Source organism: Pseudomonas sp. ANT_J12 (assembly GCF_008370045.1).
GTDB lineage: Bacteria > Pseudomonadota > Gammaproteobacteria > Pseudomonadales > Pseudomonadaceae > Aquipseudomonas.
This window is the reverse complement of record NZ_VOBN01000012.1, coordinates 62,646-86,721: the sequence shown is the minus strand read 5'-3', so window position 1 is coordinate 86,721 and position 24,076 is coordinate 62,646. Positions and strand designations below refer to the sequence as shown.

General features: G+C 56.0%; 16 protein-coding genes and 3 pseudogenes. 8 read left to right on the top strand and 11 right to left on the bottom strand.

Annotated features, from left to right (window positions below):
* Positions 1-69 precede the first annotated feature (69 nt).
* The 4 genes from FQ192_RS22565 to FQ192_RS22550 all read right to left on the bottom strand — a co-directional run bounded on the left by FQ192_RS22565 (position 70) and on the right by FQ192_RS22550 (position 5,558).
* Positions 70-2,520, bottom strand: coding sequence for a glycosyltransferase (locus FQ192_RS22565; protein ID WP_149660522.1), 2,451 nt, complete (start codon positions 2,518-2,520; stop codon positions 70-72).
* Between the two features lie 110 nt (positions 2,521-2,630).
* Positions 2,631-3,467: a sulfotransferase gene (locus FQ192_RS22560; protein ID WP_149660521.1), complete on the bottom strand. Its 837-nt coding sequence runs from the start codon at positions 3,465-3,467 to the stop codon at positions 2,631-2,633.
* On the bottom strand, positions 3,458-4,750 hold the full coding sequence (locus FQ192_RS34085) for an ABC transporter ATP-binding protein (protein ID WP_178129198.1): 1,293 nt from the start codon (positions 4,748-4,750) through the stop codon (positions 3,458-3,460). Before FQ192_RS34085 ends, FQ192_RS22560 begins: the two co-directional genes overlap by 10 nt.
* Entirely contained in the window at positions 4,740-5,558 is an 819-nt protein-coding gene (locus FQ192_RS22550; protein WP_149660589.1) for an ABC transporter permease, read from the bottom strand. Before FQ192_RS22550 ends, FQ192_RS34085 begins: the two co-directional genes overlap by 11 nt.
* A 593-nt stretch (positions 5,559-6,151) precedes the next feature.
* Here FQ192_RS22550 and FQ192_RS34540 point away from each other — a divergent pair.
* From FQ192_RS34540 to FQ192_RS22535, 4 genes and pseudogenes are all read left to right on the top strand, one after another.
* Positions 6,152-7,417: pseudogene (locus FQ192_RS34540) on the top strand (ABC transporter ATP-binding protein); the annotation flags it as partial.
* 36 nt (positions 7,418-7,453) lie between these two features.
* Complete coding sequence (locus FQ192_RS34535; RefSeq protein ID WP_372242357.1) at positions 7,454-8,878, top strand: polysaccharide pyruvyl transferase family protein; 1,425 nt, start codon at positions 7,454-7,456, stop codon at positions 8,876-8,878.
* The gene (locus FQ192_RS22540; protein ID WP_149660519.1) at positions 8,878-9,564 is read left to right on the top strand and encodes a 2OG-Fe(II) oxygenase; all 687 of its coding nucleotides are present in this window, start codon (positions 8,878-8,880) and stop codon (positions 9,562-9,564) included. Before FQ192_RS34535 ends, FQ192_RS22540 begins: the two co-directional genes overlap by 1 nt.
* Positions 9,557-11,722 carry a glycosyltransferase gene (locus FQ192_RS22535; RefSeq protein ID WP_149660518.1) on the top strand — a complete coding sequence of 722 codons (2,166 nt, stop codon included), beginning with the start codon at positions 9,557-9,559 and terminating at the stop codon, positions 11,720-11,722. The genes FQ192_RS22540 and FQ192_RS22535 overlap by 8 nt, the downstream gene beginning before the upstream one ends.
* A gap of 71 nt (positions 11,723-11,793) precedes the next feature.
* On the opposite strand, the gene FQ192_RS22530 is transcribed toward FQ192_RS22535, so the two are convergent.
* The 3 genes and pseudogenes from FQ192_RS22530 to FQ192_RS22520 form a co-directional block, all read right to left on the bottom strand.
* Complete coding sequence (locus FQ192_RS22530) at positions 11,794-12,612, bottom strand: NAD(P)-dependent oxidoreductase (protein WP_218585793.1); 819 nt, start codon at positions 12,610-12,612, stop codon at positions 11,794-11,796.
* Positions 12,613-12,646: 34 nt separating this feature from the next.
* On the bottom strand, positions 12,647-13,591 hold the full coding sequence (locus FQ192_RS22525) for a glycosyltransferase family 2 protein (RefSeq protein ID WP_256672348.1): 945 nt from the start codon (positions 13,589-13,591) through the stop codon (positions 12,647-12,649).
* A 371-nt stretch (positions 13,592-13,962) separates the two neighbouring features.
* A pseudogene (locus FQ192_RS22520) lies at positions 13,963-14,247 on the bottom strand (plasmid pRiA4b ORF-3 family protein); the annotation flags it as partial.
* 24 nt (positions 14,248-14,271) lie between these two features.
* Here FQ192_RS22520 and FQ192_RS35100 point away from each other — a divergent pair.
* Positions 14,272-14,385, top strand: a complete 114-nt coding sequence (locus tag FQ192_RS35100) for a plasmid pRiA4b ORF-3 family protein (RefSeq protein ID WP_256672340.1) — start codon at positions 14,272-14,274, stop codon at positions 14,383-14,385.
* Here FQ192_RS35100 and FQ192_RS22510 read toward each other — a convergent pair.
* Positions 14,357-15,139, bottom strand: a pseudogene (locus FQ192_RS22510) (IS66 family transposase); the annotation flags it as partial. The gene FQ192_RS35100 and the pseudogene FQ192_RS22510 sit on opposite strands and share 29 nt — an antisense overlap.
* 497 nt (positions 15,140-15,636) lie before the next feature.
* Here FQ192_RS22510 and FQ192_RS22505 point away from each other — a divergent pair.
* On the top strand, positions 15,637-17,067 hold the full coding sequence (locus tag FQ192_RS22505) for an FAD/NAD(P)-binding protein (protein ID WP_149660514.1): 1,431 nt from the start codon (positions 15,637-15,639) through the stop codon (positions 17,065-17,067).
* On the opposite strand, the gene FQ192_RS22500 is transcribed toward FQ192_RS22505, so the two are convergent.
* A complete protein-coding gene (locus FQ192_RS22500; protein WP_149660513.1) occupies positions 17,042-17,833 on the bottom strand; it encodes a CPBP family intramembrane glutamic endopeptidase in 792 nt (263 codons plus the stop codon). The two genes, FQ192_RS22505 and FQ192_RS22500, sit on opposite strands and share 26 nt — an antisense overlap.
* A 275-nt stretch (positions 17,834-18,108) precedes the next feature.
* Entirely contained in the window at positions 18,109-20,850 is a 2,742-nt protein-coding gene (acnA, locus tag FQ192_RS22495) for an aconitate hydratase AcnA (RefSeq protein ID WP_149660512.1), read from the bottom strand.
* A gap of 210 nt (positions 20,851-21,060) precedes the next feature.
* Between acnA and rlmM the strand changes: the two genes are divergently transcribed.
* Positions 21,061-22,134, top strand: coding sequence for a 23S rRNA (cytidine(2498)-2'-O)-methyltransferase RlmM (gene rlmM, locus FQ192_RS22490; RefSeq protein ID WP_133836750.1), 1,074 nt, complete (start codon positions 21,061-21,063; stop codon positions 22,132-22,134).
* Positions 22,135-22,334: 200 nt separating this feature from the next.
* Positions 22,335-22,586, top strand: coding sequence for a sulfurtransferase TusA (tusA, locus tag FQ192_RS22485; protein ID WP_123403368.1), 252 nt, complete (start codon positions 22,335-22,337; stop codon positions 22,584-22,586).
* Here the strand turns inward: tusA and FQ192_RS22480 are convergent.
* Positions 22,583-23,992, bottom strand: coding sequence for an MATE family efflux transporter (locus tag FQ192_RS22480; RefSeq protein ID WP_149660511.1), 1,410 nt, complete (start codon positions 23,990-23,992; stop codon positions 22,583-22,585). The genes tusA and FQ192_RS22480 overlap by 4 nt on opposite strands.
* Between the last annotated feature and the right edge of the window lie 84 nt (positions 23,993-24,076).

Below are 24,076 nucleotides of genomic sequence, written 5' to 3'. Positions count from 1 at the left end.
CTCTATGCAAAATATCGTCTCTGGTGTTCAACACATCAGTGTCGTGCAAAGGGGCGCATAACGGGCTGCTTATACGTCTCGATACGTGTGCGGGACCCAAGGTCCCCACTTGCGCTCGTAAATCGCTTTGTTTTTTTCGAAAAGTGCCTGTTTTTTCTCTGCGCCTAATTTGTTGAACGAGGCGGATAAGTGGTGGTGAACGAAGACATCTTCGGCACAGGCAGCACGCATGCCGCTGTGCTGCACGCGGCGACAGTAATCGTCATCTTCGAAGAACCCCAGACCATACTCTTCGCACAGTCCACCTATTTGCTCATAGGTCGAGCGCGGGAACATTACGCAGAAAAAGGCCAGGGTATTGATTTCGAACCACTCACCCATATGGGCGCGGGTCATTTCTGAAGACTCGGTGTGCATGTCTTCTATCCGGCAATAACGGGTGCTGACTTTTGCTTCATTGCCGATGTTGTTAGTGATCGGGCCGATGATCCCGATGTCTTTGTTGTCCTGTAGGTGACGGATCAAGCCTTTGATCCAGCCGGCGGTGACCACTGTGTCATTGTTCAGGACAACCATATAATCGCCGCTGGCCGCTGCGAGACCCACGTTATTGCCCGCTGCGAATCCCTTGTTGTCAGGGTTGAGGATGACGATCCGGTCTGGATGTCCATCTGCCCAGGCGGTGAGGAATGCAGGGGTGTGGTCGCTGGAGTTGTTATCGACGACTATAATCTCAAGGTTCGCGTAGTGACTCTGGGTCAACAGGCTGTCGAGGCAGGCCTTGGTGAGCTCCAGATTGTTATAGGTCAACACCACGACGCTGACTTTAGGCAGGGGCAAGGTGTCGATGGCCTGACGCAAGCTTGCGGCCCGATGCTGCCAGGTCTGACCCTGTGCGAATGATTGGCGCGCTTGCAGCGTGGAGTCGGCCTCTGGCAGTGTTTCCAGAATATTGTGTATTGCCGAGATGAAGTCAGTCGGGTTTTTAGCCGTCCAGACCAGTTCCCCGAACTGGCTCAGCTCCGGTAGTTTCACCGACACCACGGGTTTCCCCGCGCTCAAGTATTCATAGACCTTTACCGGATTGGTGGCCAGGGTCAACGGAATGACTTTGAACGGAAGCAGGCAAACGTCTATGGCATGGAGATAGTGCGGTAGTGAGGCATACGGAACTTCGCCTTCCATGACCACATTCGGACAGGCCTTGAGGTGTTTTTTCGCCTGCACCGTATCATTGCCAATCAGCAGTATCAGGTGCTGCGGGAAGGATTGGGCTACTTGCTTGACGAGGTCCAGATCGAACCATTCGGCAATGGCGCCGTAATAACCGATGATTTTTCTATTTTCAGGATCCCGGTAGACGTTGTCGGGACGTTGGCTGAAGAAGTTGTACTCAGCGGCATTGCGGATCACTTCTACGTTGCGGTTTTCTCGCTTGGCGTGCTGTTCAATCCAGTCGGACGTCGCTACCAGCAGGTCCGCTCTGCGCATCAAGGCGATTTCAAGGTCGAGCAATTCCTGCGCAACGTTGCCAAAGCCTTCATGATGATCCATGCAGTCATAGATCAGCGTGGAATTTGGGATACGTCTTGCCAGCGGGAACCAGTAGGCATGCTGGACGATGCAATCCACAGTATCGACTTTCGCCCATTGCAGGAGCATGGCGATACTCTGGCACAGCTGGCTGATCGCGGCAGTTGAGGGCGGAGCATGATAAATAGCCGGTGCGCCGAGGACCTTAAGGCGGATCTGGAATAGTCCGCTGGACTCATCCAGTGGTTCTACTTCGAAGCCGGGTGCCTCGTCGTCGATAAAATGATTCGAGATATAAAATGTCGTCTGTCCTGCTCTGGCCAACTCTTTGGCCAGGTTTTGCGGGCGCTGAATGCGGAAGTGCCAGTCAATGACTCCGAACATCAGGACCGTGGGATGCGCAGTGGAGGACTGTACTTCAATGTTTGCTTGAGGTGGCGGGAGCGGCAACGATGTAACGCCTGACGATGTCAGTGATTTGCCCGACGTTGCCTTGCGTGGTTTTAGCCAGCTGCGAACACGACGCGCCAGCCTGCTTTTTTGGTTTGCGGTGAGCGGCAGGTGCGCGTAGATGCTGCGCGATAATTTAAACAGTAGTTTGCGTATCGAATAATGCAGCGGTGCGCGCTCGATGGCGCTGCTCCAGTCAGAGAGTTTGAGCAGCTCTGCTTGCTTTGCAGCCAGTCGAGTGCGCAAATCCACCGCCCAATCGGAAATGGCGACAGCCTCGCGTTCTTTTGCCTGGAGTAACACACCGGCATCTTTCAGATACTGTTCAGTCGCCTGCAACTGCTCGTGCAGCAGTTCGATCTCGCGTTCCTGAAGCGATACGCGAGTCCGAAGTTCTTTTGAATCAAGGCGTAGTTGATCGATAAGCCTATCTCGATTCTCGATTTCCTTGACGAGCTGCAAGGCTTCGACGGATCTGGATTCTGCTGAACGAGTCAGTTGGTCGATGCAATCAACAAGACGATTGATCTGTTCCATGCGATTTTCTGGTCCTATGGTAAATGCGGTCAACTCAGGCGCGGCATCTACCGTTCGCGAGTCGCACGTTTTAAAACAAATTTTGAGCCGCGAGGTGTTGTCTTGCTCGGTTACTGCTGACTATTCGACGCAAGCTCATAGTCGAACTCCAGCAGTGCCTCACTGGCTCTTGCAACCCACGGGAAGCTGGCCGCGTCGCCGAGATTTTTCCAGGCGTAGCAACGGTTGTTCAGTGGTGGTTGGCCGAGATTTTTGTGATGGGGCAAATGCCGCAAATCCTTGCCGAGGCTCTGCCAATCCAGCATTCGATCATCGAACGCCACGTCAAGGAAATCGCACAAGGGCTGGAGTACCGACTCAGGGCCCGCCACGAGGTCCTCATAACGGACGAAAAAGTAATTCTCCGGTTTTTGAGTGGCGAACCGTCGGAGGTTGAGGTTGGTGTTGTTCCAGATGCCCGGGAATGTCTTCTCAATGTTTTGAGGTGCCCAAGCGGTACTTTGCAGGGACAGTACGACGTCACGTACATCCCGCACGATATGGATCACCTTGATGTTCGAGTTGAATACCTGGGTATTGCGCAGGATTCCGAATGAGCCCAAATCATTGGGGGATTTATCCCCGGCAATGGAAGCTCCTGTTTTCTCGGCGACCAGTGCGTACAGGCTTTCGAGTATGGCAGGCACGTTGTAATCAGCGCTATAGACGCAATTTTCGACTTCGCTCGGGGCAAGGTAGCAGCCAATACTGGCGGCAAAGTCTTTGGTCGAAACAATCATTTCAGCAGCGAGTCTGCGACCGATTTGTTCATCGCGTATGCGGTCGATCAAAAACGCGAGAGGAACGATGAAGTCGGTTTCGTGAGGAATGACGATTGCCGGGTTCTGGTTCAGCGATTCTCTGAGGAACGTCGTACCCGAACGTGGGCTACCAAAGATTATGAACATTGCGGCGCTCGCTGAAGGCTGAACTCGGTATCGAAACAGGTCATGGTGCTGATTTTCTTGTGGCAACTTACGCTGAAGACGATCGCGTTGATAATTCGGTCGGCTACTATCAGTTGCAGCTCGCCGTCCTGTTCATAGGAGGTGCCGACGCTGATCGAGTAGTGCCCTGGATGTAGCAGAGGAATGTGGATTCGCGCTTCGACCGTAATGCGCTCGCCGAGGGTCGTGAATCGTTCCGCGGCCATGCCTTCGAGCCGCGTGTTGGTCGCCGCGATTTCCTCGCCTCTGAAGTTCCTGACGATGTAGCCGAATACCAGTGAATGTTCATGGGGCAAGCTGACGTTTGTCGCGGTGAATCTGAGGATGACATCAGAACCACCTTGTACCTCGTCGGTCGGGTTTCTGTCTTTATCGTACAGACGTGCACCAATTATCTGGCAGCGCTGATCGCCCAGGCGCCTGTCGATATTTGCAATGTGTTCTTCGTCGTTGCCCGCCTGCAAGCGGGTCGCTGGCTCAAGGCTCTTTGTTTCACTGGCGACGGGCATTTGAAAGAGCCACGCCAGGTAGTCATCAACCACGCCGTTGGCTGCGCCGATGCTTTGCACTTTGCCTTGATGCAGCCATATCGCGCGATCACAGAAGCGTTTGACCAGCATGCTGTCGTGGGTCACGAGCAGGATGGAAGTTCCTCGTTCCTGGAGTTGATGCAGGCGGTCCATGCAGCGATGGACGAAATGGGCATCACCGACCGCGAGCGCTTCGTCGACAATCAGGATTTCAGGGTCGATGTTGGCTTGAATTGCAAACGCCAGGCGGACGTACATGCCGCTGGAATAGCTCTTGACCGGTTGTTCAATGTATTCGCCAATTTCAGCGAAGGTTTCGATGGCGGCATAGCGCTCGTTGATCTCTGCAGTGCTGAGGCCCAGCATCGCACCGTTGAGATAGATGTTCTCACGCCCCGTGAACTCAGGATTGAATCCAGACCCAAGCTCCAGCAATGCAGCGATACGACCGTGGGTGGTGACCTGGCCGCTGCTTGGGTTCAGCGTGCCGCAGATCATCTGCAGCAACGTTGACTTGCCGCTGCCATTGCGGCCGATGATGCCCACCGTTTCGCCTTTTTTTATCTCGAAGCTCACGTCGTTCAGTACAGGGAAAACCTTGAAGTACTGCTTGCGCTGCCTTGAAAACATCTGCAGCAGGCGGTGAACGGGTTTTTCATAGACGTGATAGCGTTTGCTGAGCTGTTCAACACGGATAACAATTTCAGATGACATCGGCAAAGCCTTTGCGTGTTTTCTGGAACCAGGTAAAGCCTGACCAGGCAATGAATACAGACACTGCCGAATAAGCGGCCAGGCTGCCCCATTGCGGCGTCTTGCCCCAGAAAAGTACATCGCGAGCCATTTCTACTGGAAGGGTTAGAGGGTTTGCCTGCAAGACGGTTTGATAGCTTTCCGGAAGCGTCGAAAGCGGATAGAAAATCGGTGAAAGAAATAGCATCGCCGTGGTGAGAATGCCGATGAGTTGGCCAATGTCACGCAGGTAAACGCTGATCGAGGCGAGAAACCAGGAGATACCCAGCGTTAGCAATACCAAGGGAAAAAGCACCAGCGGTAGTAGAAGAATGGTTACCGGTGGGATTCCGAACAGTACGACATAGAAAACCAGCCAGGCCAGGAGGCTGACAGTCGTGTGGAACAGGGCTGCACCGAGCGACACGAGGGGCAGTATTTCAAGTGGGAACACAATTTTCTTGACGTAATTGGTATTCGCCAATACCAATCCCGGCGCACGATTCACGCATTCGGAAAACAGGTTGAATACCAGCAGGCCAGCGAACAGTACCAGGGCGAATTCACTCTTGGAGTCACCGCCACCAGCCCAGCGGGCCTTGAATACAACACTGAATACAAACGTGTAGACCACCAGCATGAACGCGGGCGTGAAGAACGACCAGAAAATGCCGAGCATCGAGCCTTTATAGCGACCGATCACTTCTCTGCGGATCAAGACATGGATCAAGTTTCGATTGATCAGAACACTCTTGATCATGGCGGCGGGGGAAGTGCTGAACGGCTGCATCGGTTGCTTGATCCTTAAGGCGATGTCGATCACATGCTCCCTGAGCGACGTCCTCATGGAGTGGTAGGCCAGATGTAAATCTATTCGGTGTAGTGGCGAATTCGACGTGAAGCGACGAACTAATATTATTCAATGTTAACTGTCGAGCCACTCAAAACGAATCAACCTCCGTGTACCTGTTCGTTTGTAGCACTGCATGCTGACTTGCTGTGCTATCAGGCTGGTCCCCTGCCGATGCTGTCGACTTCCTTTTTCGATACTACTGATTCCGTTAGTAGAGGGGGCGAGATATTACGCGTGCTGAACTTTTCCTACAATCAAAACTCGTTTTTCTGCAGAGCCTTTTTTGAGGGTTGGGCGATCAGGTGTGCCGAGTATTAGTCAGTTAACTGACGCCAGCGATAGGTGCGCTAGTTCATTGTGCCGGATCATTTTGGGATCGTTCTTTAGGTGTAAGTGGCAAACTGAAGAGGAGGCTGGGCGAAGATCGTGTTTTCATCGCGTCTGTGCTCAACTAGTTCGCAGCGCCCTGCTCAGTACTATTTTCAGGGGCCGTCGAAATAACGGTAGTGACGCACAGAAGGGTTTAGCCGATGTCGTTTGAAATGGCCATCAGCGCCGAAAACCTGAGCAAGTGCTATCAAATTTATGATGCGCCCAAGGACCGCCTGCTGCAGATGTTGGTGCGTGGCAGGAAGCGTTTTTATCGCGAGTTTTGGGCCCTGGACGATGTTTCCCTGACGGTCGGAAAGGGTGAGACAGTCGGTATCATCGGTCGTAATGGCAGTGGCAAATCTACGTTGTTGCAACTGATTTGCGGGACGTTGATGCCAACCCGTGGCAGTGTCCGGGGGCATGGCCGGATTGCTGCGTTGCTTGAGTTGGGGGCTGGTTTCAATCCAGAGTTCACCGGCAGGGAAAACGTCTATATGAATGCGGCGGTGCTGGGCTTGAAACGCTCGGAAATCGACGCTCGCTTTGATGAAATCATCGCCTTCGCCAATATCGGCGACTTTATCGATCAGCCCATTAAAATCTACTCCAGTGGAATGCTGGTACGGTTGGCCTTCGCTGTTTCGGTCTGTGTAGAGCCCGATATCCTGATCGTCGATGAGGCCCTCTCTGTCGGCGATGCATCCTTCCAGTTCAAATGCCTGAATCGACTGGAAGAGCTGACCACGAAAGGCACGACGCTGTTGTTCGTCTCTCATGACATGAGCATGGTTAAACGTTTCTGCCATCGGGTCATTTATTTGCGCGAAGGCCGGGTAGTAGCCAGCGGCGCGCCCGATGAAATGGCGGAGTTGTACTTGCTCGATATGCGCGACGAGCAACGCCGATGGGCAAGTGGTGGTGTCATACCGGTTACGCGCAAATCATTCATGGGTGGCCAGGACGGCATTGCTTTCGGTACCGAAGAGGGACACATCAGCTCTGCCTGTTTCACCAACACTCAGGAGCTTTCATCAAGTTACATGTATGGCGACGACATTGAGATTCGTGTTGAGGCGTTGCTTCATCAGTCGATCAGTCAACCCAACATCAGTTTCACCATCCAGGAGGCAAGGCTGCTGGTGATTGGTGGGGCGAATTTTGCGCTGCAGGCTGGCCCCGTCGAAAATGGTTGGCGGCGTACAGCGATCACCGTGCGCTTCCCGGCCAACCTCGCGGCGGGTCGCTACCACGTCACCCTGAAGCTCCTGCACGGAGTGACTGAAGACACCTCGCAATTGATCGAGAAGCAGGTAGCGCCGTTGGCGTTCGATATGTTGCCGAACCAAAGAGACTTTCTGGGCATGGTTAATCTGGGCCTGCAGAGTGTCAGCCCTCGGCCGAGTGAAAAGCTACTCAATGTCGATCGACTTCCCGAGGGCGGACTCAAGGAGAGTGAGGTTTTGGCAGAGCACATAAACGAGCCCGCGTGGCAGGTTGCTATATTCGGTACCTTTGACGTAGAAAACTACGGCGATCTGTTGTTTCCGATCATTGCCGAAGCGGAGCTGGCTCAGCGTCTGGGCTCAGTTAACCTGCATCGTTTTTCCTACAATGCGAAAACCCAACCTGAATGGCCGTATACGGTGACGTCACTGACGGAACTGCCGAGTATTGCCGGTAGCCTGGATGGCGTTCTGATCGGCGGTGGTTTTCTCATCCGCTTCGATAAAGTCGTTGCCCATGGCTATGGCCCGACAACCCGCGACATCCATCACCCTACGGGCTATTGGCTTACACCTGCGCTAATCGCCTTACAGCATGCGGTCCCGGTAATGTGGAATTCCCCCGGGATGCATTGCAACAGTATTCCCACCTGGGCCAGGCCGCTATTGACGATGGCCCTTGAGCAAAGCCAGTACGTGCGAGTACGCGACGCTTTGTCACGTGATGCCCTTGGCGCGCTCACTCACCAGGCCGAGATCGAAGTATTGCCTGATACCGCGTTTGGCTTGCCCCGCTTGATCGATGAGCAGCAACCCTCCAGTGAATTCACTCGCCTGCGTGAGCAAACAGGGCTGACCGGGCCATATATCGTGATTCACGCCATTCACGTGGTGGAATCCTTTGTACAGCTGTTCGAAGACTACCCTGAGGCGTTCCAGCACTATCGGTTTCTGGTTATTCCGATTGGCCCCGTTCTGGGTGACGATCCATCAATCATTGCCAAGCGCCTACCCCATGCCATCACCTTGTCGTTTTGGCCGCAGCCTTTGCTGATGGCTGAAATTCTCAGTCAGGCGCAAGCCGTGATCGGACATAGCTACCATCTGGCGATAACCGCACTGGCGTTTGGCGTCCCGGTGTTTTGCTCGGCGGATCTGACAACGGGCAAATACACGGCGCTGGCTGAATTCGACTCACTCCATGCGTTGCCGGACGTGGTGACCGTCGACCCTCAATGGTTTATTTCGCGTGTGGGGAAAACCAGTCCATCGCCCGCGGCTCGCGCAGCGGCGGATAAGTTGGTTGAGCACTGGGATCGGGTCGCTGCGATCATTCGCCAGGGCAAAACCTCGTCCCAGCCAGTGTTGGGCGCATTTTTGCAAAATCTGCCGAATCTGCTCGAAGCAGCAGTCGAGGGCAGTGATGCATCGCAAGCTGAATGTCCGGTACACCCCGTCGTACCTGAGATCATCAATCCAGCGCAAAACCTGCCAATACAAGAGCTGGCTCAGCAACAACGGATTTTTCAGCTCAGTCAGCAGCTAGTACTAAGTGATGCTAGGGTTCTTGAATTGCAAAATTCCAGTTCATTCCGAATGACCGCACCACTGCGCTCCATCGCGCGTGGCATCAGAAACCTGGCAGCGAATAAGAAAAAATAATGTTAGATCTCTCTCGTCTCAAGCCCGCCGCTCTAAAGGCTCACCCTTTCTCATGGGCTGAAATCGGTAGTCTGTATTCAGTCAAGGATGCCGCAGCGTTGGCACAGTCTTTTCCCCATGATCACTTCAAGACAGTGAGTGGTTACGGGGGCGAAAAAAATTATGACTATGAGGCTCGTGCCTTGGTGGGCATGGGGACTAATACCATTGCTTTTCCCGAAGAGCTGAGCGAAGCGTGGCTGAGTCTGGCGCAAGATCTTGGTTCGGCTGACTATCGGGACGCCATGTCGCGACTGACGGGGATCGATCTGCGCAATGTGCCGATGGAGGTCAACGTGTTTCATTACGGACCTGGCGCCAGCCTGGGAGCCCATCCGGATCTGCCAGACAAATTGGTCACCCATATCCTGTATTTCAATGAGTCATGGAACCGCAACGACGGCGGTTGCCTGAATATTTTACACAGCAATGATCCCGCCTCTGTCGCTGCCGAGATTGAACCCCTGGTTGGCAACTCGGCGATCCTGGTGCGCTCGGATAACTCCTGGCATGCCGTCTCGCAGGTGGTGGGCGGCTGCAGTTCCTCACGCCGCAGCTTGACTGCAACGTTCTATCGCCCTGGCTCCGTCAGCTCCATGTGGTCGCAGGGCGACACTACTCTGTTGCATGGGTACCCACATGGCTGAGCTCGATAGCATCTTGATCGACCGCGACGCGGCCTTGGCCCAGCGAGATTCAGCCATCAATGAACGCGATACCGCGCTGGCAAAGATCGACTTTCTGCAAAATACTCGCTCGTGGCGCATCACCCGACCACTGCGCTCTCTTGTCCGGCTGATGCGTTATGGTTTTACAACTAGGCAAAATCTGCCCGAGACGGTGGGCGCAATCGTGTACCCCGCAGCACCAGAGCCGTTACTGATGCCTGAGGTGGCCCCGGATTTCGTAACGGCAGGGCGCCTGGATATTCTCTGCTTCGCCAATATCGATTGGGCCGCACGATTCCAGCGACCACAGCAGTTGATGAGTCAATTTGCGCACAATGGTTATCGGGTGTTTTATGTCGTCCCATCCAGTGTGCCTGAACAAGGACAGCTCTATAGGTTGACGTCCGTAGCACCGAATATTTTTGAGGTGGCACTGCAGCGCGATGTCCAAGAGGAGTATTACGAAAAAATAGTGACGCCTGAGAATAACCGGATTTACCTGCGAGCCGTTGCTGCGCTAGTAGCCGACATGCAGATAAAAAGCGCTCTCTTGATGATTCACATTGCTTACTGGAGCCCGTTGGCACTCAGTCTGCGATCCGCGCATGGCTGGCGAATCCACTATGACTGTATGGATGACTGGGACGGCTTTCCGAACATCGGCGAACAGCTACTGAGTGAGGAGAAGATCCTGGTTGCCCAGGCTGATCTGGTGACCGTTTCTGCCGCCTCGCTTTATCAGAAGTGGTGCGCCTGTAACGCGCGATGCTTGCTGGTCAGAAATGCAGTAGATTTCGCTTTTTTCCAGCAACACTGTTTTGCCAATGAAGTGCTGAGTGGACTTACCGGGCCTGTGATTGGCTACTATGGTGCCTTGGCGCAATGGCTGGATTATCCATTGTTGGCGGCGTTGGCGGACAGGCGACCAGAGTGGAATTTCATTCTGGTGGGGGATATTTTCGTCGAAGATCTGGCGGGCCTTGAGCACAAGCCCAATGTGCAGTTGCTGGGCAGGAAGCCTTACTCGCAAATGCCACTTTATCTGGACCATTTCGATGCCTGCCTGATCCCCTTCCGGCTCTACAACGTGACGCACGCGGTCGATCCGGTGAAGTTTTATGAGTACATCAGTGCGGGCAAGCCGGTGGTATCCACTCCGCTCAAAGAAATTAGCGTCTATAAGGATCTGCTGTACTTCGCAACCGGGGTCGATGAGTTCATCGAACAGATAGAGTGCGCTTTGGCTGAGTGCGATCTTGCCATGTACAAAAGGCGAGTTGAGCTCGCCCGTGCCAATGACTGGAAGGATCGATTCAATAGCATGCAACTTGCCATCGTCGATCTGTACGAAAAAGTCTCCGTCGTGGTCATTACGTACAACAATTTCAATCTGACGGTTCAATGTGTAAACAGTATTCTGCGTAATACGACGTGGCCCAACTACCAGCTCATTGTTGTCGACAATGGCTCTGACGATGGCACGTGTGACTATCTTGAGCGCCTGCGTCAAGAAGTGCCGTCGGTTAAGATCATCCTGAACCCGGAAAACCGGGGGTTTGCTGCCGCCAACAATCAAGGCTTGCGAGAAGCCAATGGCGACATTCTGCTGCTGCTCAATAATGACACTGTGGTTCCTAAAGGATGGCTGGACCCGTTAGTCCATCATTTAAGAGACTCAAGTATTGGCTTGGTCGGACCGGTCACAAACGCTGTAGGAAACGAAGCGAAAATCAAAGTTTCCTACACCGATATTCAACAGATGCAAGACTTTGCAGATGGTTACACCGAAGCTCACAAGGGACGGCTGTTCGATATTTCGATGCTCGCCATGTTTTGTGTTGCCTTTCGCAGGGATGTCCTGGATGAGGTCGGTTTTCTGGATGAGGCATTCGGTATCGGTATGTTCGAGGATGACGACTACAGTCGTCGCGTGCAGGCTAGTGGCTACCGAACGGTCTGTGCCGAAGATGCGTTTATCCATCATTACGGGCAGGCATCGTTCAGGAAGCTGATCGCCAGTGGCGAATATCAAGCACTCTGGGACAAAAACCAGGCGTACTTCGAAAGCAAATGGGGAGCCTGGCAAGCCCACGTTCATCGCGACGAGCTTGTTCCGGAAAAGACTGGGAGGGGGTAAACCACACCTTGATCAGATGTTCCAGGGGCTGAGTCAGGCAGAGACCGGAAGGCCCGTTGCTAAATGTGATTTCAATGTCCTGGCAAGTCTTCGAGTGTCAAATGAAACGGTCTGGGAGAAAAGCCAAGCCGATCACTGGCGTCCGTATGGTCAAATACCAAATTCTGGTTCATGCGCTCCACCAGCGCGCTTGAAAGATGCCGGTAGCGTGGCAGGCACCGCATGATCGAAACAACCATGCTCAATGTCTTCGCGGAGAGGGCCAGTGTTCGCTCCGGACGTCCCTGAGCCTGGAATATTCGTCTCACCATTGCGTGATAAGGCAAGATTTCTCCCCCTGAAAGGTTGTAACCGCCACTTTGCAGGTCAGGAATTCCAATGGCTGACAGACACGCCTGAACCACGTCATCACTATGTACCGGCTGGCGCAATCCGGTACTGCCACCGATCAGCGGGAAGAATCCGAAACGTTGAATGAAGCGTGCTACTTCAGTAATGTTTTTGTCGCGCCCATGTCCGTAGATCATTGTCGGTCGCAGGATCACCCATTCGATTTGTCGTTCGATCGCCCATTTCTCGAGATGCTCTTCTGCACTTATCAAGCGCTGCGCCAAGACCCTTTCTTGGGCGTCAGGCGATGCTTCTTTGGTAAAGCGACTCGTGGATGACAAGACGATAACGCGCTTGACGTTTGTGCTGGCGAGGCGCCCAAGGTAGTCCGGTAAAACCCAGAGGGGAGCAAATGACAGGAAGGTGTCCAGTTCCAGCCCGTGCCAGTGGTCAGCATTTTTCCAGGTAGCTCCGGGGCAGGAAGCTTTGGGTAGCCCCCGAGTAAAGGCGGTTACCTGAATGCCAGCTTGTGCCAGCAATGGCAGTGCGCGTTCACCCAAGAGGCTGGAACCACCTAATATTCCTATCCGCAACTCAGGTCTCTTTCTGTAGGTTCAATACATTGAAAAGCTGGATAACAGCATGGCGAATGACCATCAGGCTGAATCGAAACCAGACCCCGATAACCACGCTGATCCACAAGAGGACAGAGTATTTGCGGCGGAAAAATTTGCTGTAGAAACGCAGGATCCCATGGTGCTTGTGCCACTCGACGAAATAGGGGCGATTACGACTGCAGCCACCGAATACATGAGTTATCTGAGCATCCGGCACGAATAGAACGCTCCAGCCTGCCTGACGGAAACGCATGCACCAATCGAGGTCCTCGCAGTGGAGAAAATAGTGTTCATCCCACAGTCCGACGCTTTCGATAGCTTCGCGCTTGACCAGCATGCAAGCCCCGGAAATGGCTTCAACGACAATTGGGGCGGCAGGTAGAGGCTCCTTATGCAGTAAAAAGTCGGAAAACGCAGATGGGAAAACCGTGGCGAGTCGCGAAAGCCCGAAAGCCCGCATGAAAGCGCGTCTGGGTGTCGGAAACACTCGGCGCCCGCCGGCTTGTTCACTGCCGTCTGGGTTGCACAGAAATCCTCCGACCATACCGATCTCTGGCGACTTGTGCAGAGCCAGTAGCATACGGTCTATGGCATTTACGGCGAGTACGCTGTCCGGATTCAAAAACAATACATTGGGGGCCGCTGACCGGAGGGCGCCTTGGTTGCACGCCACGGCGAAGCCGAGGTTGGTTGCATTGCGTACGATTTGAAGCGAGTCGTCGGTAGTATGGGTTCGCTCCAGCGTCCTCAAACTATCATCGTGGGAGCTGTTATCCACCACAATGATCCTTGAAGCACCGGCGGCAAATGCTGACCCTACACAAGCAACCAATAGTTCACCTGCGTTGTAATTGACGATGATCACATCACACTCGCCATGTAGAGGCGACTTGACCAGTTCATCAATGGTGGGCAGTTCCACTGCTTTCAACTTCATCACTCCATTGGTCAGGCTTGGATGCATATTGGGTTGCAAGTACTTTCAGGTAAATGGCGACTGACTGGAGGCCGACAGGTCTTGGATCTGTAAGATCTGCAAAGGGTACCATCGTATCAGTGGCATTACGCCACTTGTTGTGAAATAAAGCTGGCTACTGAATCGGTAGTCGAAAATCGTACCTTTAGTCAAGTGGTTAGCGACTCTATTGGCCATGATGAAATACAACCTTATCAGGCGGTTGAGGAATACGTAAGGAATGGGCTGTACTCTCAGTTGATTGCTCATTTTTTGTCTTTGTTTGATAGAGATAAAATTCATTTGCAAAGTGCGATGATTTGTAAGCGTCCGAATTACGCATAACCTGGCGCACCGCCGATATCTTCCGGCGGGCAAGTATTGGCGCCGTCGATGCAGTACGGCACTTGAGGACACGCCCCAGCGGGCAGTTTCTTTTCGACTTTGATCCGATGATCCCAGCCGTCGCCAAAGTCGTAGAGATAGCTAAACTTCTTTATCCCGTACAACGCTTTGATCAGGGTCTTGCGGGTTTCCGAGTTGACGGGTGGCCCCCATCCATCGGGGTCGGGGATGCCGTAGTTTTCACCGGCTATTTCAAACTCGTGCATATGTCCTCCCTCCCGATTGAGGGCTAATACATTGAATTGAAATGGATCGACCCTGCCATTTGGCGCCGCGTGGCGGTATCCGAGAACATCACGTTGGGCAAATTGCACGCCTACGCCGATTTTTCGACAGTTGAGTCAGCGTCTGGCTGAGCCACGCGTTTAATTGGTCAAGCAGTGGGCTTGTCCGGCTTTGTCGAACGGTTCTTCGTTGATCGGGTGGGTGCCCGCGAATCCCGCTTTCGATGGCATACAGGGCCGCTATCCGTTGCGCCGCCTCGGCGGCAAGTCGTGAAGCCTGGTCTTTATAGACATCGTAAAACTAGCCGCGGGCGTGAGCCCAGCATGCGGCTTCCTGAATGGAGCCCCTGGCACACAGCTGAGCAAAACCGGCGTAGCCGTCAGTCTACAAGATCCCGCTGAAGCTCTTGAGATGAGCACAGGGATGTTGCCCCTTGCGATCCGTCGAGTAGGCAAACCATACCGCCGCCGGCGCCGTGTAACCGGCAGGTCGGTCGTCACGCACGTATGTCCACAAGCGAGCCGTTTTGGTTTTGCCGTTGCCCGGCGCGAGTACGCCAATCGGCGTGCCGTCGGCATGGACTTTATGGCTGCTCATGACGTGACGCTCAAGGGCGTTGATCAGTGGTCGCAGTAACTGACTGCTCTGGCCGACCCAGTCGGCGAGGTTTGAGCGCTCCAGATCCACGCCCTCGCGGGCGTAGATCTCGGACTGGCGATACAAGGGAAGATGATTGACAAATTTGGAGACCAGTACATGGGCCAGTAACCCCGGGCCAGCGAGGCCTCGGGCTATCGGGCGACTCGGTGCTGGCACTTGGGCGATGCGCTCGCAGCAGCCGCAAACCAACTTCGGGCAGACATGGCAGATCACTTTGAAACGTGCCTGACTTGATTACTCTTAAGGACTTATTTAGAGCAGATATTGAAAAAAATATGGAGTTGGCTGGGCTGGAGTTTTCGGATTGGTTTTAAGATGAAAGTGGTTCGTTGACATAAATTGGCGTGATTTTTAATTGGTTTTTTTTTTAGCTTTATTCAGGTTGAAAAAGTTGCGCTATTGTTTTCGGTTGCAGTTCTAGCCGCATTAACTGGTTGTGGGGTTGAAGAGCTGCGTATCCCACACCACGGGCGCGCCCAATCCAAGAAGATCAGGGCTTAACATGGACAGTTTCCCTTGTCGCAATACGCAATTTATGTGGGTGAATATGAAAAAACACTATTTAAATCATTTGGCTTGATTGTTTTTTGTATTAAATCACAATCTGCGACAGATTTTCTTTGGAATGCTTCCACATGACAGCTCTACGTCAGGATGATTAACGGTGCCTTCACACTGGCAAGTGCCTTAACTGGTTTTGCCCACACGGATGTCCAATACCTATGACCGCCTTTACCTCTCCTGCATGCTGCATCGCCATCGTCGGCGCAGGTTTCAGTGGAACCCTCACGGCCATCAACACGCTTAGAGCCAACCCGGCAATGGGGCTGCGCATTCTGTTAATCGAGAAAACCAGTCAGATCTCTCGTGGTCTTGCCTATCGCTACGATGACGATAATCTCCTGCTCAATGTTCCGGCAGGCAACATGAGCGCCATTGCTGATGAACCCAACGATTTCGTCGCGTTTTGCGAAGAGCTGGATCCAGCCTTCAACGCCAAGTCATTCATTTCGCGCCGGCTGTATGGCGAGTATCTGGAGCAGAAGTTAAAGGACGCCATGGATCAGTACCCCGGTGTCATTTCAATCGTGAATGCGCAAGTGAATGCCGTACATCTTTCTACTGACTGCAAACCTTACCGGCTGCAACTGGAAAACGCTGAAGACGTGATGGCTGATAAGGTTGTGCTGGCGCTAGGTCATTTTTCCCCGAAACTGCCCGCTGGAATTCCAGTCGCAATGAGCAGCCAGGTGGTCAGTGCCCTGGACTTCGCCGCCATCGACGTCCTTGACCGAGATGCACCAGTGGCTGTCCTCGGGATGGGTCATACCGCTATCGATGCGGTGTTCAGGCTGACCAGCTGTAACCCGGGCCGCAAGGTCTACATGATTTCCCGCCGTGGTCTTTTGCCTTTTGGTCACCGCTTCAATCCCCAGCCGCCACGCACCAGCGGATTCCCGTCCTGGCTTGCTTCCCTCCCCATGACCATACGCGCCTATACCCGTGCTGCGCGGAAAGAAGCAAAGGCTCGTGAAGCGGACGGCGGCGACTGGCGGGATATGTTTAATGAGCTTCGCCCTCACACAGCTACCCTATGGAAAAACCTTTCAGACACAGAGAGGGGCAAATTCCTGCAGAGGGTCGTGCCGTACTGGGATATCCACCGCCACCGCCTGGCACCAGCCTCCGAGCGCCGCATTAAGCAGCTGATCGAATCGGGGCAGGTTGTTCAACTGGCTGGCAGGGTAAGGGGGGTAGAGAAATTCTGTTCGGGCCTTCGGATCGATGTAGCGCTCAGAGGTCATCAAGGCGTAAGTAGCATCGAGGTCGGCGCTCTGATTAATGGAACCGGCCCCAGCTACGATATCGCAGCTGTGGATCAGCCTATTCTCAATCAATTGCTACGTGATGGCTTGATCAAACAGGATCGACAGAAAATCGGACTTGAGGTGGATGAGCATTACCAGCTCATTACGGCGGGCAGTAATTCGTTGCGCGGGCTGCACTACATCGGCCCGATGCTCAAAGCAAAGTATTGGGAGGCAATAGCAGTCCCGGAGCTTCGCATCCACGCGCAACAGCTTGGCCAAGGGTTGGCGAGCCAGCCCTTCACGAGGATATGTGTTGTTACCCAGCCAGCATCGGATAGGTAAACAGCCCAAAGTGCAGCAGGTTCAAGCCGAAATGGGTGGCGATGGCCGCACCCAACCCGCCAAATCGGTAGGCCAGACCATAGCCGACCCCTGCCAGCCCCGCCAGTAACACCCATTGCCAGCCCGCGCCCAAGTGAGCGAGGCCAAATAGCAGCGAGGCGAGCAGCAGCGCGAGGTTTTCGCCGTAGGGCAGGTGTTTGAAATGCCGGCTCAAACCGCCCTGGATGTAGCCGCGAAACAGCGCTTCTTCCACCAGGGTGACCAGCAGCAGGTTGTTCAAGACCCACAGCCAGGCTTGGTCCGGCCATTTTGGCGCCCAACTGATCACACCCAACAAAAAGGCGCCGCCGAGGGCGAGCACGACACTCAAGGTCAGGGCGAGGGCGGTGGCGTAAATCGACAGCCGCAGTGAGCGCCGACCGACAATCCACGGGCAGACCAGCAACAACCAGAAACCTATTAGCGGCTTGTCCTGGTTCAAATACATGGAAAACGGCACGGCATTGTCGGTGAACCGTTGCGGGTCGATGCCGCGACCGTTGTAGAAACCCGGCAGCCAATGCATCGCCAGCGCCAGGGCCAGGACGATGAACAAACCATGGCCGATGTAGCGACCGGCCTGGATCTTTTGCTGGCGTACGGCGAAACCGGCTAACAACAGCAATGCGACGGAAATCGCGGCGAGCCAGCCGAGATGGCCGTAGGTCAGCGCGATTGCATAGCCGATGGAGAGGAGTGCCAGGTGGAGCCATGGCAGAGCGAGCATAAAGAGTCCTTAAGGCTGAAAGCTTCTGTGGCGAGGGGGCTTGCCTGTGGCTAGGGGGCTTGCCTGTGGCGAGGGGGCTTGCCCCCGTTGGGCCGCGCAGCGGCCCCCCGCTTTTCCTCAATACACCCTCGTCCGAATTACGACTGCTGCGCAGCCGAACGGGGGCAAGCCCCCCCGCCACAGGGTGCAGGTGCTTTGAAGGGCGCGATTATAAGGATGTAAACCGCACAAACAAAAACACCGCCCGAAGGCGGTGTCTCTGTCAGCAACGATGCCTATGAGGCAATCAACTGCCGCAACACGTAATGCAAAATCCCCCCGGCCTTGAAGTACTCCACTTCATTGAGCGTATCGATCCGGCACAACACCTCGATCTTCTCGCTGCTTCCGTCTTCACGGGTGATGACCAGCGTCAGGTTCATGCGCGGCGTTACTTCAACGCCGGTCAGACCCAGAATATCCACAGTCTCCTTGCCGGTCAGGTTCAGGCTCTTGCGGTTCTGATCCAGTTTGAACTGCAACGGCAACACGCCCATGCCCACCAGGTTGGAACGGTGAATCCGCTCGAAGCTCTCGGCGATCACCGCCTTCACCCCCAGCAGATTGGTGCCCTTGGCGGCCCAGTCGCGGCTCGACCCGGTACCGTATTCTTGCCCGGCGATCACCACCAACGGCGTGCCCGACGCTTGATAACGCATGGCGGCGTCGTAGATCGGCAGGCGCTCGCCCGTCGGAATGTAAATGGTGTTGCCACCTTCTTCGCCACCAAGCATTTCGTTACGGATGCGGATGTTGGCGAAGGTGCCGCGCATCATCACTTCATGGTTGCCGCGACGCGAGCCATAAGAGTTGAAGTCCCTTGGTTCCACGCCTTTCTCGCGCAGGTAATGCCCGGCCGGGCTGTCGGCCTTGATGTTGCCGGCGGGGGAGATGTGGTCGGTGGTCACCGAATCGCCGAGCAGCGCCAGCACGTTGGCTTTCTTCACGTCCTGGATCACCGGCAACGGCCCGCCGATGTCATCAAAGAACGGCGGATGCTGGATGTAGGTCGAATCCTCCTGCCACACATAAGTCGCCGCCTGCGGCACTTCGATCGCCTGCCACTGTTCGTCTCCGGCAAACACCTCGGCGTATTCCTTGTGGAACATCGCGGTGTTGACCTGGTTCACCGCGTCGGCAATCTCTTTGGTGCTCGGCCAGATGTCGCGCAGATAAACCGGGTTGCCGTTCTGGTCATTGCCCAGGGGTTCGCTGCTGATATCGATGCGCACCGTGCCGGCCAGCGCATAAGCGACAACCAGGGGCGGGGAGGCCAGCCAGTTGGTTTTCACCAGCGGATGCACCCGGCCTTCAAAGTTGCGGTTACCGGACAGCACCGAGGCCACGGCCAGATCGGCTTTCTGAATCGCTTTCTCGATCGGTTCCGGCAGCGGCCCGGAGTTGCCGATACAAGTGGTGCAGCCGTAGCCGACCAGGGCAAAACCCAGTTCATCGAGGTATTGGGTCAGGCCCGCCGCCTTGTAGTAGTCGGTGACCACTTTCGAACCCGGCGCCAGGGAACTCTTGACCCACGGTTTGCGTTTCAGGCCTTTCTCGATGGCTTTCTTCGCCACCAGTCCGGCCGCCATCATCACACTCGGGTTGGAGGTGTTGGTGCAGGAGGTGATCGCGGCGATCACCACCGCACCGTTCTTCAGGCGATAGGTGTGGCCTTCAGACTCGTAGTCCGCCTCGCCGATCAGGTCGGCGTTGCCCACCGCGACGCCACCGCCGCCTTCACTTTCCAGGCGACCTTCTTCCTTGCTGGTGGGTTTGATCTGCAGGCCGAGGAAATCGCTGAAGGCCTGGGCGACGTTCGGCAGCGAGACGCGATCCTGCGGGCGTTTGGGCCCGGCGAGGCTGGCTTCGACGCTGGCCATGTCCAGTTCCAGGCTGTCGGTAAAGATCGGTTCCTTGCCCGGCAGGCGCCACAGGCCCTGGGCCTTGGTGTAGGCCTCGACCAGTTTGACCACTTCGGGTGGGCGGCCGGACAGGCGCAGGTAGTCCAGTGTCACGTCGTCCACCGGGAAGAAGCCGCAGGTGGCGCCGTATTCCGGGGCCATGTTGGCGATGGTCGCGCGGTCGGCCAACGGCAGATCGGCGAGGCCGTCACCGTAGAACTCGACGAATTTGCCGACCACGCCTTTCTTGCGCAGCATCTGCGTAACCGTCAGCACCAGGTCGGTGGCGGTGATGCCTTCCTTGAGCTTGCCGGTGAGTTTGAAGCCAATCACTTCCGGGATCAGCATCGACACCGGTTGGCCGAGCATCGCTGCTTCCGCTTCGATCCCGCCCACGCCCCAGCCGAGCACGCCGAGGCCGTTGATCATGGTGGTGTGGGAGTCGGTGCCGACCAGGGTGTCGGGGAACGCGTAAGTGCGGCCGTCCTCGTCCTTGGTCCAGACCGTGCGCCCGAGGTATTCCAGGTTGACCTGGTGACAGATCCCGGTGCCCGGCGGCACCACGCTGAAGTTGTCGAAGGCACTCTGGCCCCAGCGCAGGAAGGCGTAACGCTCGCCGTTGCGCTGCATTTCGATGTCGACGTTCTGTTCGAAGGCGCTGGAACTGGCGAATTTGTCGACCATTACGGAGTGGTCGATCACCAGATCTACCGGGGACAGCGGGTTGATCCGCTGTGGATCGCCGCCAGCCTTGGCCATGGCGGCGCGCATGGCGGCCAGATCGACCACGGCGGGCACGCCGGTGAAGTCCTGCATTAATACCCGGGCCGGGCGGTATTGGATTTCGCGGTCGGAGCGGCGCTCCTTGAGCCACGCGGCAATCGCCTTGAGGTCGGCGCCGGTGACGGTTTTTTCGTCCTCCCAGCGCAGCAGGTTTTCCAGCAGCACTTTCAACGACATTGGCAGCTTGTCGAGATCACCGAGGCTCTTGGCAGCGTCGGGCAGACTGAAATAGTGGTAGGTCTTGTCGTCGACTTGCAGGGTTTTAAGGGTTTTCAGGCTATCGAGGGACGGCATTTGAAATGACTCCTTTGGGTCCGCACGGCTACGGACTGACGGGACAAACAGAGCCTTTAACCTAGCCCTGTTTTAAGTAGCTGGCTAATAACTGGACTCTATCGACAAGTCCAAGGTTCCGAACTCGGCTATCATGCGCCGGTTTTCGTGACAGGCTTTGCTACAGGGCAAGTTTGCGCATCGATCATTGCCGATTGCCCAGGAGATTCAATGAACACCCTCTTTATGCACTGCCGGCCGGGCTTCGAAGGCGAAGTCTGTTCCGAGATTTCCGAACACGCCGCACGGCTGAACGTGGCCGGTTATGCCAAGGCCAAGACCGCCAGCGCCTGCGCCGAATTCATCTGCACCGAAGAAGACGGTGCCGCGCGCCTGATGCGTGGCCAGCGTTTCGCCGAGCTGATCTTCCCGCGCCAATGGGCGCGCGGGATGTTCATTGACCTGCCGGAAACCGACCGCATCAGCGTGATCCTCGCGCACATCGTCGACTTCCCGGTATGTGGCAGCCTGTGGCTGGAAATGGTCGACACCAACGATGGCAAGGAACTGTCGAACTTCTGCAAGAAGTTCGAAGGCCACCTGCGCAAGGCGCTGATGGCCGCCGGCAAACTGGTGGAAGACGCCAGCAAGCCGCGTCTGTTGCTGACCTTCAAGAGTGGCCGCGAAGTGTTTGTCGGCCTGGCCGAGTCGAATAATTCGGCGATGTGGCCGATGGGCATTCCGCGCCTCAAGTTCCCGCGTGACGCGCCAAGCCGTTCGACCCTGAAGCTGGAAGAGGCCTGGCACCATTTCATCCCTCGCGACCAGTGGGACGAGCGCCTGCACAGTGACATGACCGGCGTCGACCTCGGCGCCGCGCCGGGCGGCTGGACCTGGCAGTTGGTCAACCGTGGCATGCTGGTGACCGCCATCGACAACGGCCCGATGGCCGAAAGCCTGATGGACACCGGCCTGGTGCAGCACTTGATGGCCGACGGTTTCACCTTCAAGCCGCGCCAACCGGTGGACTGGATGGTGTGCGACATCGTCGAGAAACCGGCGCGCAACGCCGCGATGCTCGAAGAGTGGATCGGCGAAGGGCATTGCCGCGAAGCGGTGGTCAACCTCAAGCTGCCGATGAAACAGCGTTACGCGGAAGTGAAGCGTTTGCTCGAGCGCATCGCCGAGGGGTTCAAGGAGCGCGGGATCAAGGTTGAGATCGGCTGTAAGCAGCTGTACCACGACCGTGAAGAAGTGACCTGCCATTTGCGCCGGATTGATGTAAAGAAACCCAAGTCCCGCTGATTCGTACGCCGATCGTTCCCACGCTCTGCGTGGGAATGCATCCCGTGACGCTCTGCGTCACTTGCAAGGCGGAACGCGGAGCGTCCCAGGCGGCATTCCCACGCGGAGCGTGGGAACGATCAGGCGAGGGCGGTGTTATGAGAAAGATGACCGAACACCCGGCAATGCGCGACAATGCCGGCCAGTTTCAGGAGTGAATCATGAGTGAAATGATTGATACGCCGGTAGACGGCACCCTCGACGCCACCGGCCTCAACTGCCCGGAGCCGGTGATGATGCTGCACCAACACATCCGTGACCTGGCGCCCGGCGGCTTGCTGAAGGTGATCGCCACCGACCCGTCGACCCGTCGCGATATCCCCAAGTTTTGCGTGTTCCTCGACCATGAACTGGTCGGCCAGCACGAAGAGGCAGGCACCTACCTCTACTGGATCCGCAAGAAACTCGCTTAACCCATCGACTTGCTGATGCGGATCCGCTTGCGTGCACTGCGCGCCAGGCGGATCGACAGCATCAGCGCCGCGCAACTCAAGCCCACGATCAAACCCTGCCACAGCCCGCTCGGGCCACTCGGCGCGCCGAGCCAGTCAGTCAGGCCCAGGGCGTAGCCCACCGGCAAACCAATCCCCCAATAGGCGAACAAGGTCAGGATCATCGTCACCCGCGTGTCCTGATAGCCGCGCAACGCACCCGCTGCCGTGACCTGGATCGCATCGGAAAACTGAAACAGCGCCGAATACACAATCAACATCGCCGCGACATGAATCACCGTCGGGTCTGTCGTGTAGATGGTTGCAATGTGTTCGCGCAGCAAAAACATCATGCTCGCCGACAGGCAGGCATAGGCCAACGCGCTGCCCATGCCGACACCGGCGGCGAAGCGTGCCTCCCGTGGTTCATTGCGACCGAGTGCCTGGCCGACGCGCACGGTGACGGCCATGCCCAGCGAGTAAGGAATCATGAACACCAGGGAGCTGACGTTCAGCGCAATCTGGTGCCCGGCGACGACGGTCGCGCCAAGGCTGCCGATCAGCAGGGCGATCACCGCGAAGATGCTCGATTCGGCAAACACCGCGATGCCGATAGGCAGGCCGATGCCCAGCAGGCGTTTGATCACCGACCACTGTGGCCAGTCGAAGCGGCTGAACAGTTCACTTTTCTGGTAGGCGGGGGCCCAGTGGGTATAGGCCACCATGCCGAGGGCCATGAACCACATGACAATCCCCGTCGCCCAGCCACAACCGGCGCCGCCCATGGCGGGCACCCCTAAGTGACCATAAATGAACACGTAATTGAGCGGGATGTTCAGCGCCAGGGCACACAGACCGAGGATCATCGCCGGGCGCGTGCGGCCCATGCCGTCGCTGAAGCAGCGCAACACGTGATAGAACGCGACCGCAGGCAAACCGGCGGCAATGCCGTGCAGGTATTGCATGCACGGGCCGATCAGTTCCGGATCGACTTTCATCAGGTGCAGGATCGGTTCGGCAGCGATGAGCATGACAGTCGCCATCAAACCCACCACCAGCGCCAGCCACAGAGCCTGGCGCACAATCGGGCCGATTTCGCTGTGGGTGCCGGCGCCGAAGCGCTGGGCGACTTTCGGTGTGGTCGCCAGCAGCGTGCCGGTCATCAACAGAAACACCGGCACCCAGATCGAGTTGCCCAGCGCCACGGCCGCCAGGTCTCGCGGCCCGACCCGACCAGCCATCACCGCATCGACGAAGCCCATGGCGGTGGTCGCCAGTTGCGCGATCATGATCGGCAGCGCCAGGGCGAACAGGGTTTTCAGCTCCAGACGAATCCGGGCAGGGCGGGTGAGGGCGGTTGCAGCGGGGCGATCAGTCACGGAATTCAAGGGCGAAGCGTCCAGGGGTATTTGATGCGCGAGGGCGGCGCATTCTACCTGCTGACGCGCCAGTCAGGAAAAGAGCTGTGTTAG

Bases quoted from the DNA above. Each gene is read 5' to 3' on its own strand.
- rlmM (WP_133836750.1), top strand. From the start codon at position 21,061: ATGAACACCCTCTTTATGCACTGCCGGCCGGGCTTCGAAGGCGAAGTC.
- FQ192_RS22535 (WP_149660518.1), top strand. From the start codon at position 9,557: ATGGCTGAGCTCGATAGCATCTTGATCGACCGCGACGCGGCCTTGGCC.
- FQ192_RS22560 (WP_149660521.1), bottom strand. From the start codon at position 3,467: ATGTTCATAATCTTTGGTAGCCCACGTTCGGGTACGACGTTCCTCAGA.
- FQ192_RS22540 (WP_149660519.1), top strand. From the start codon at position 8,878: ATGTTAGATCTCTCTCGTCTCAAGCCCGCCGCTCTAAAGGCTCACCCT.
- FQ192_RS22550 (WP_149660589.1), bottom strand. From the start codon at position 5,558: ATGCAGCCGTTCAGCACTTCCCCCGCCGCCATGATCAAGAGTGTTCTG.
- FQ192_RS22500 (WP_149660513.1), bottom strand. From the start codon at position 17,833: ATGCTCGCTCTGCCATGGCTCCACCTGGCACTCCTCTCCATCGGCTAT.
- FQ192_RS34085 (WP_178129198.1), bottom strand. From the start codon at position 4,750: ATGTCATCTGAAATTGTTATCCGTGTTGAACAGCTCAGCAAACGCTAT.
- FQ192_RS22565 (WP_149660522.1), bottom strand. From the start codon at position 2,520: ATGGAACAGATCAATCGTCTTGTTGATTGCATCGACCAACTGACTCGT.
- tusA (WP_123403368.1), top strand. From the start codon at position 22,335: ATGAGTGAAATGATTGATACGCCGGTAGACGGCACCCTCGACGCCACC.
- FQ192_RS22505 (WP_149660514.1), top strand. From the start codon at position 15,637: ATGACCGCCTTTACCTCTCCTGCATGCTGCATCGCCATCGTCGGCGCA.
- acnA (WP_149660512.1), bottom strand. From the start codon at position 20,850: ATGCCGTCCCTCGATAGCCTGAAAACCCTTAAAACCCTGCAAGTCGAC.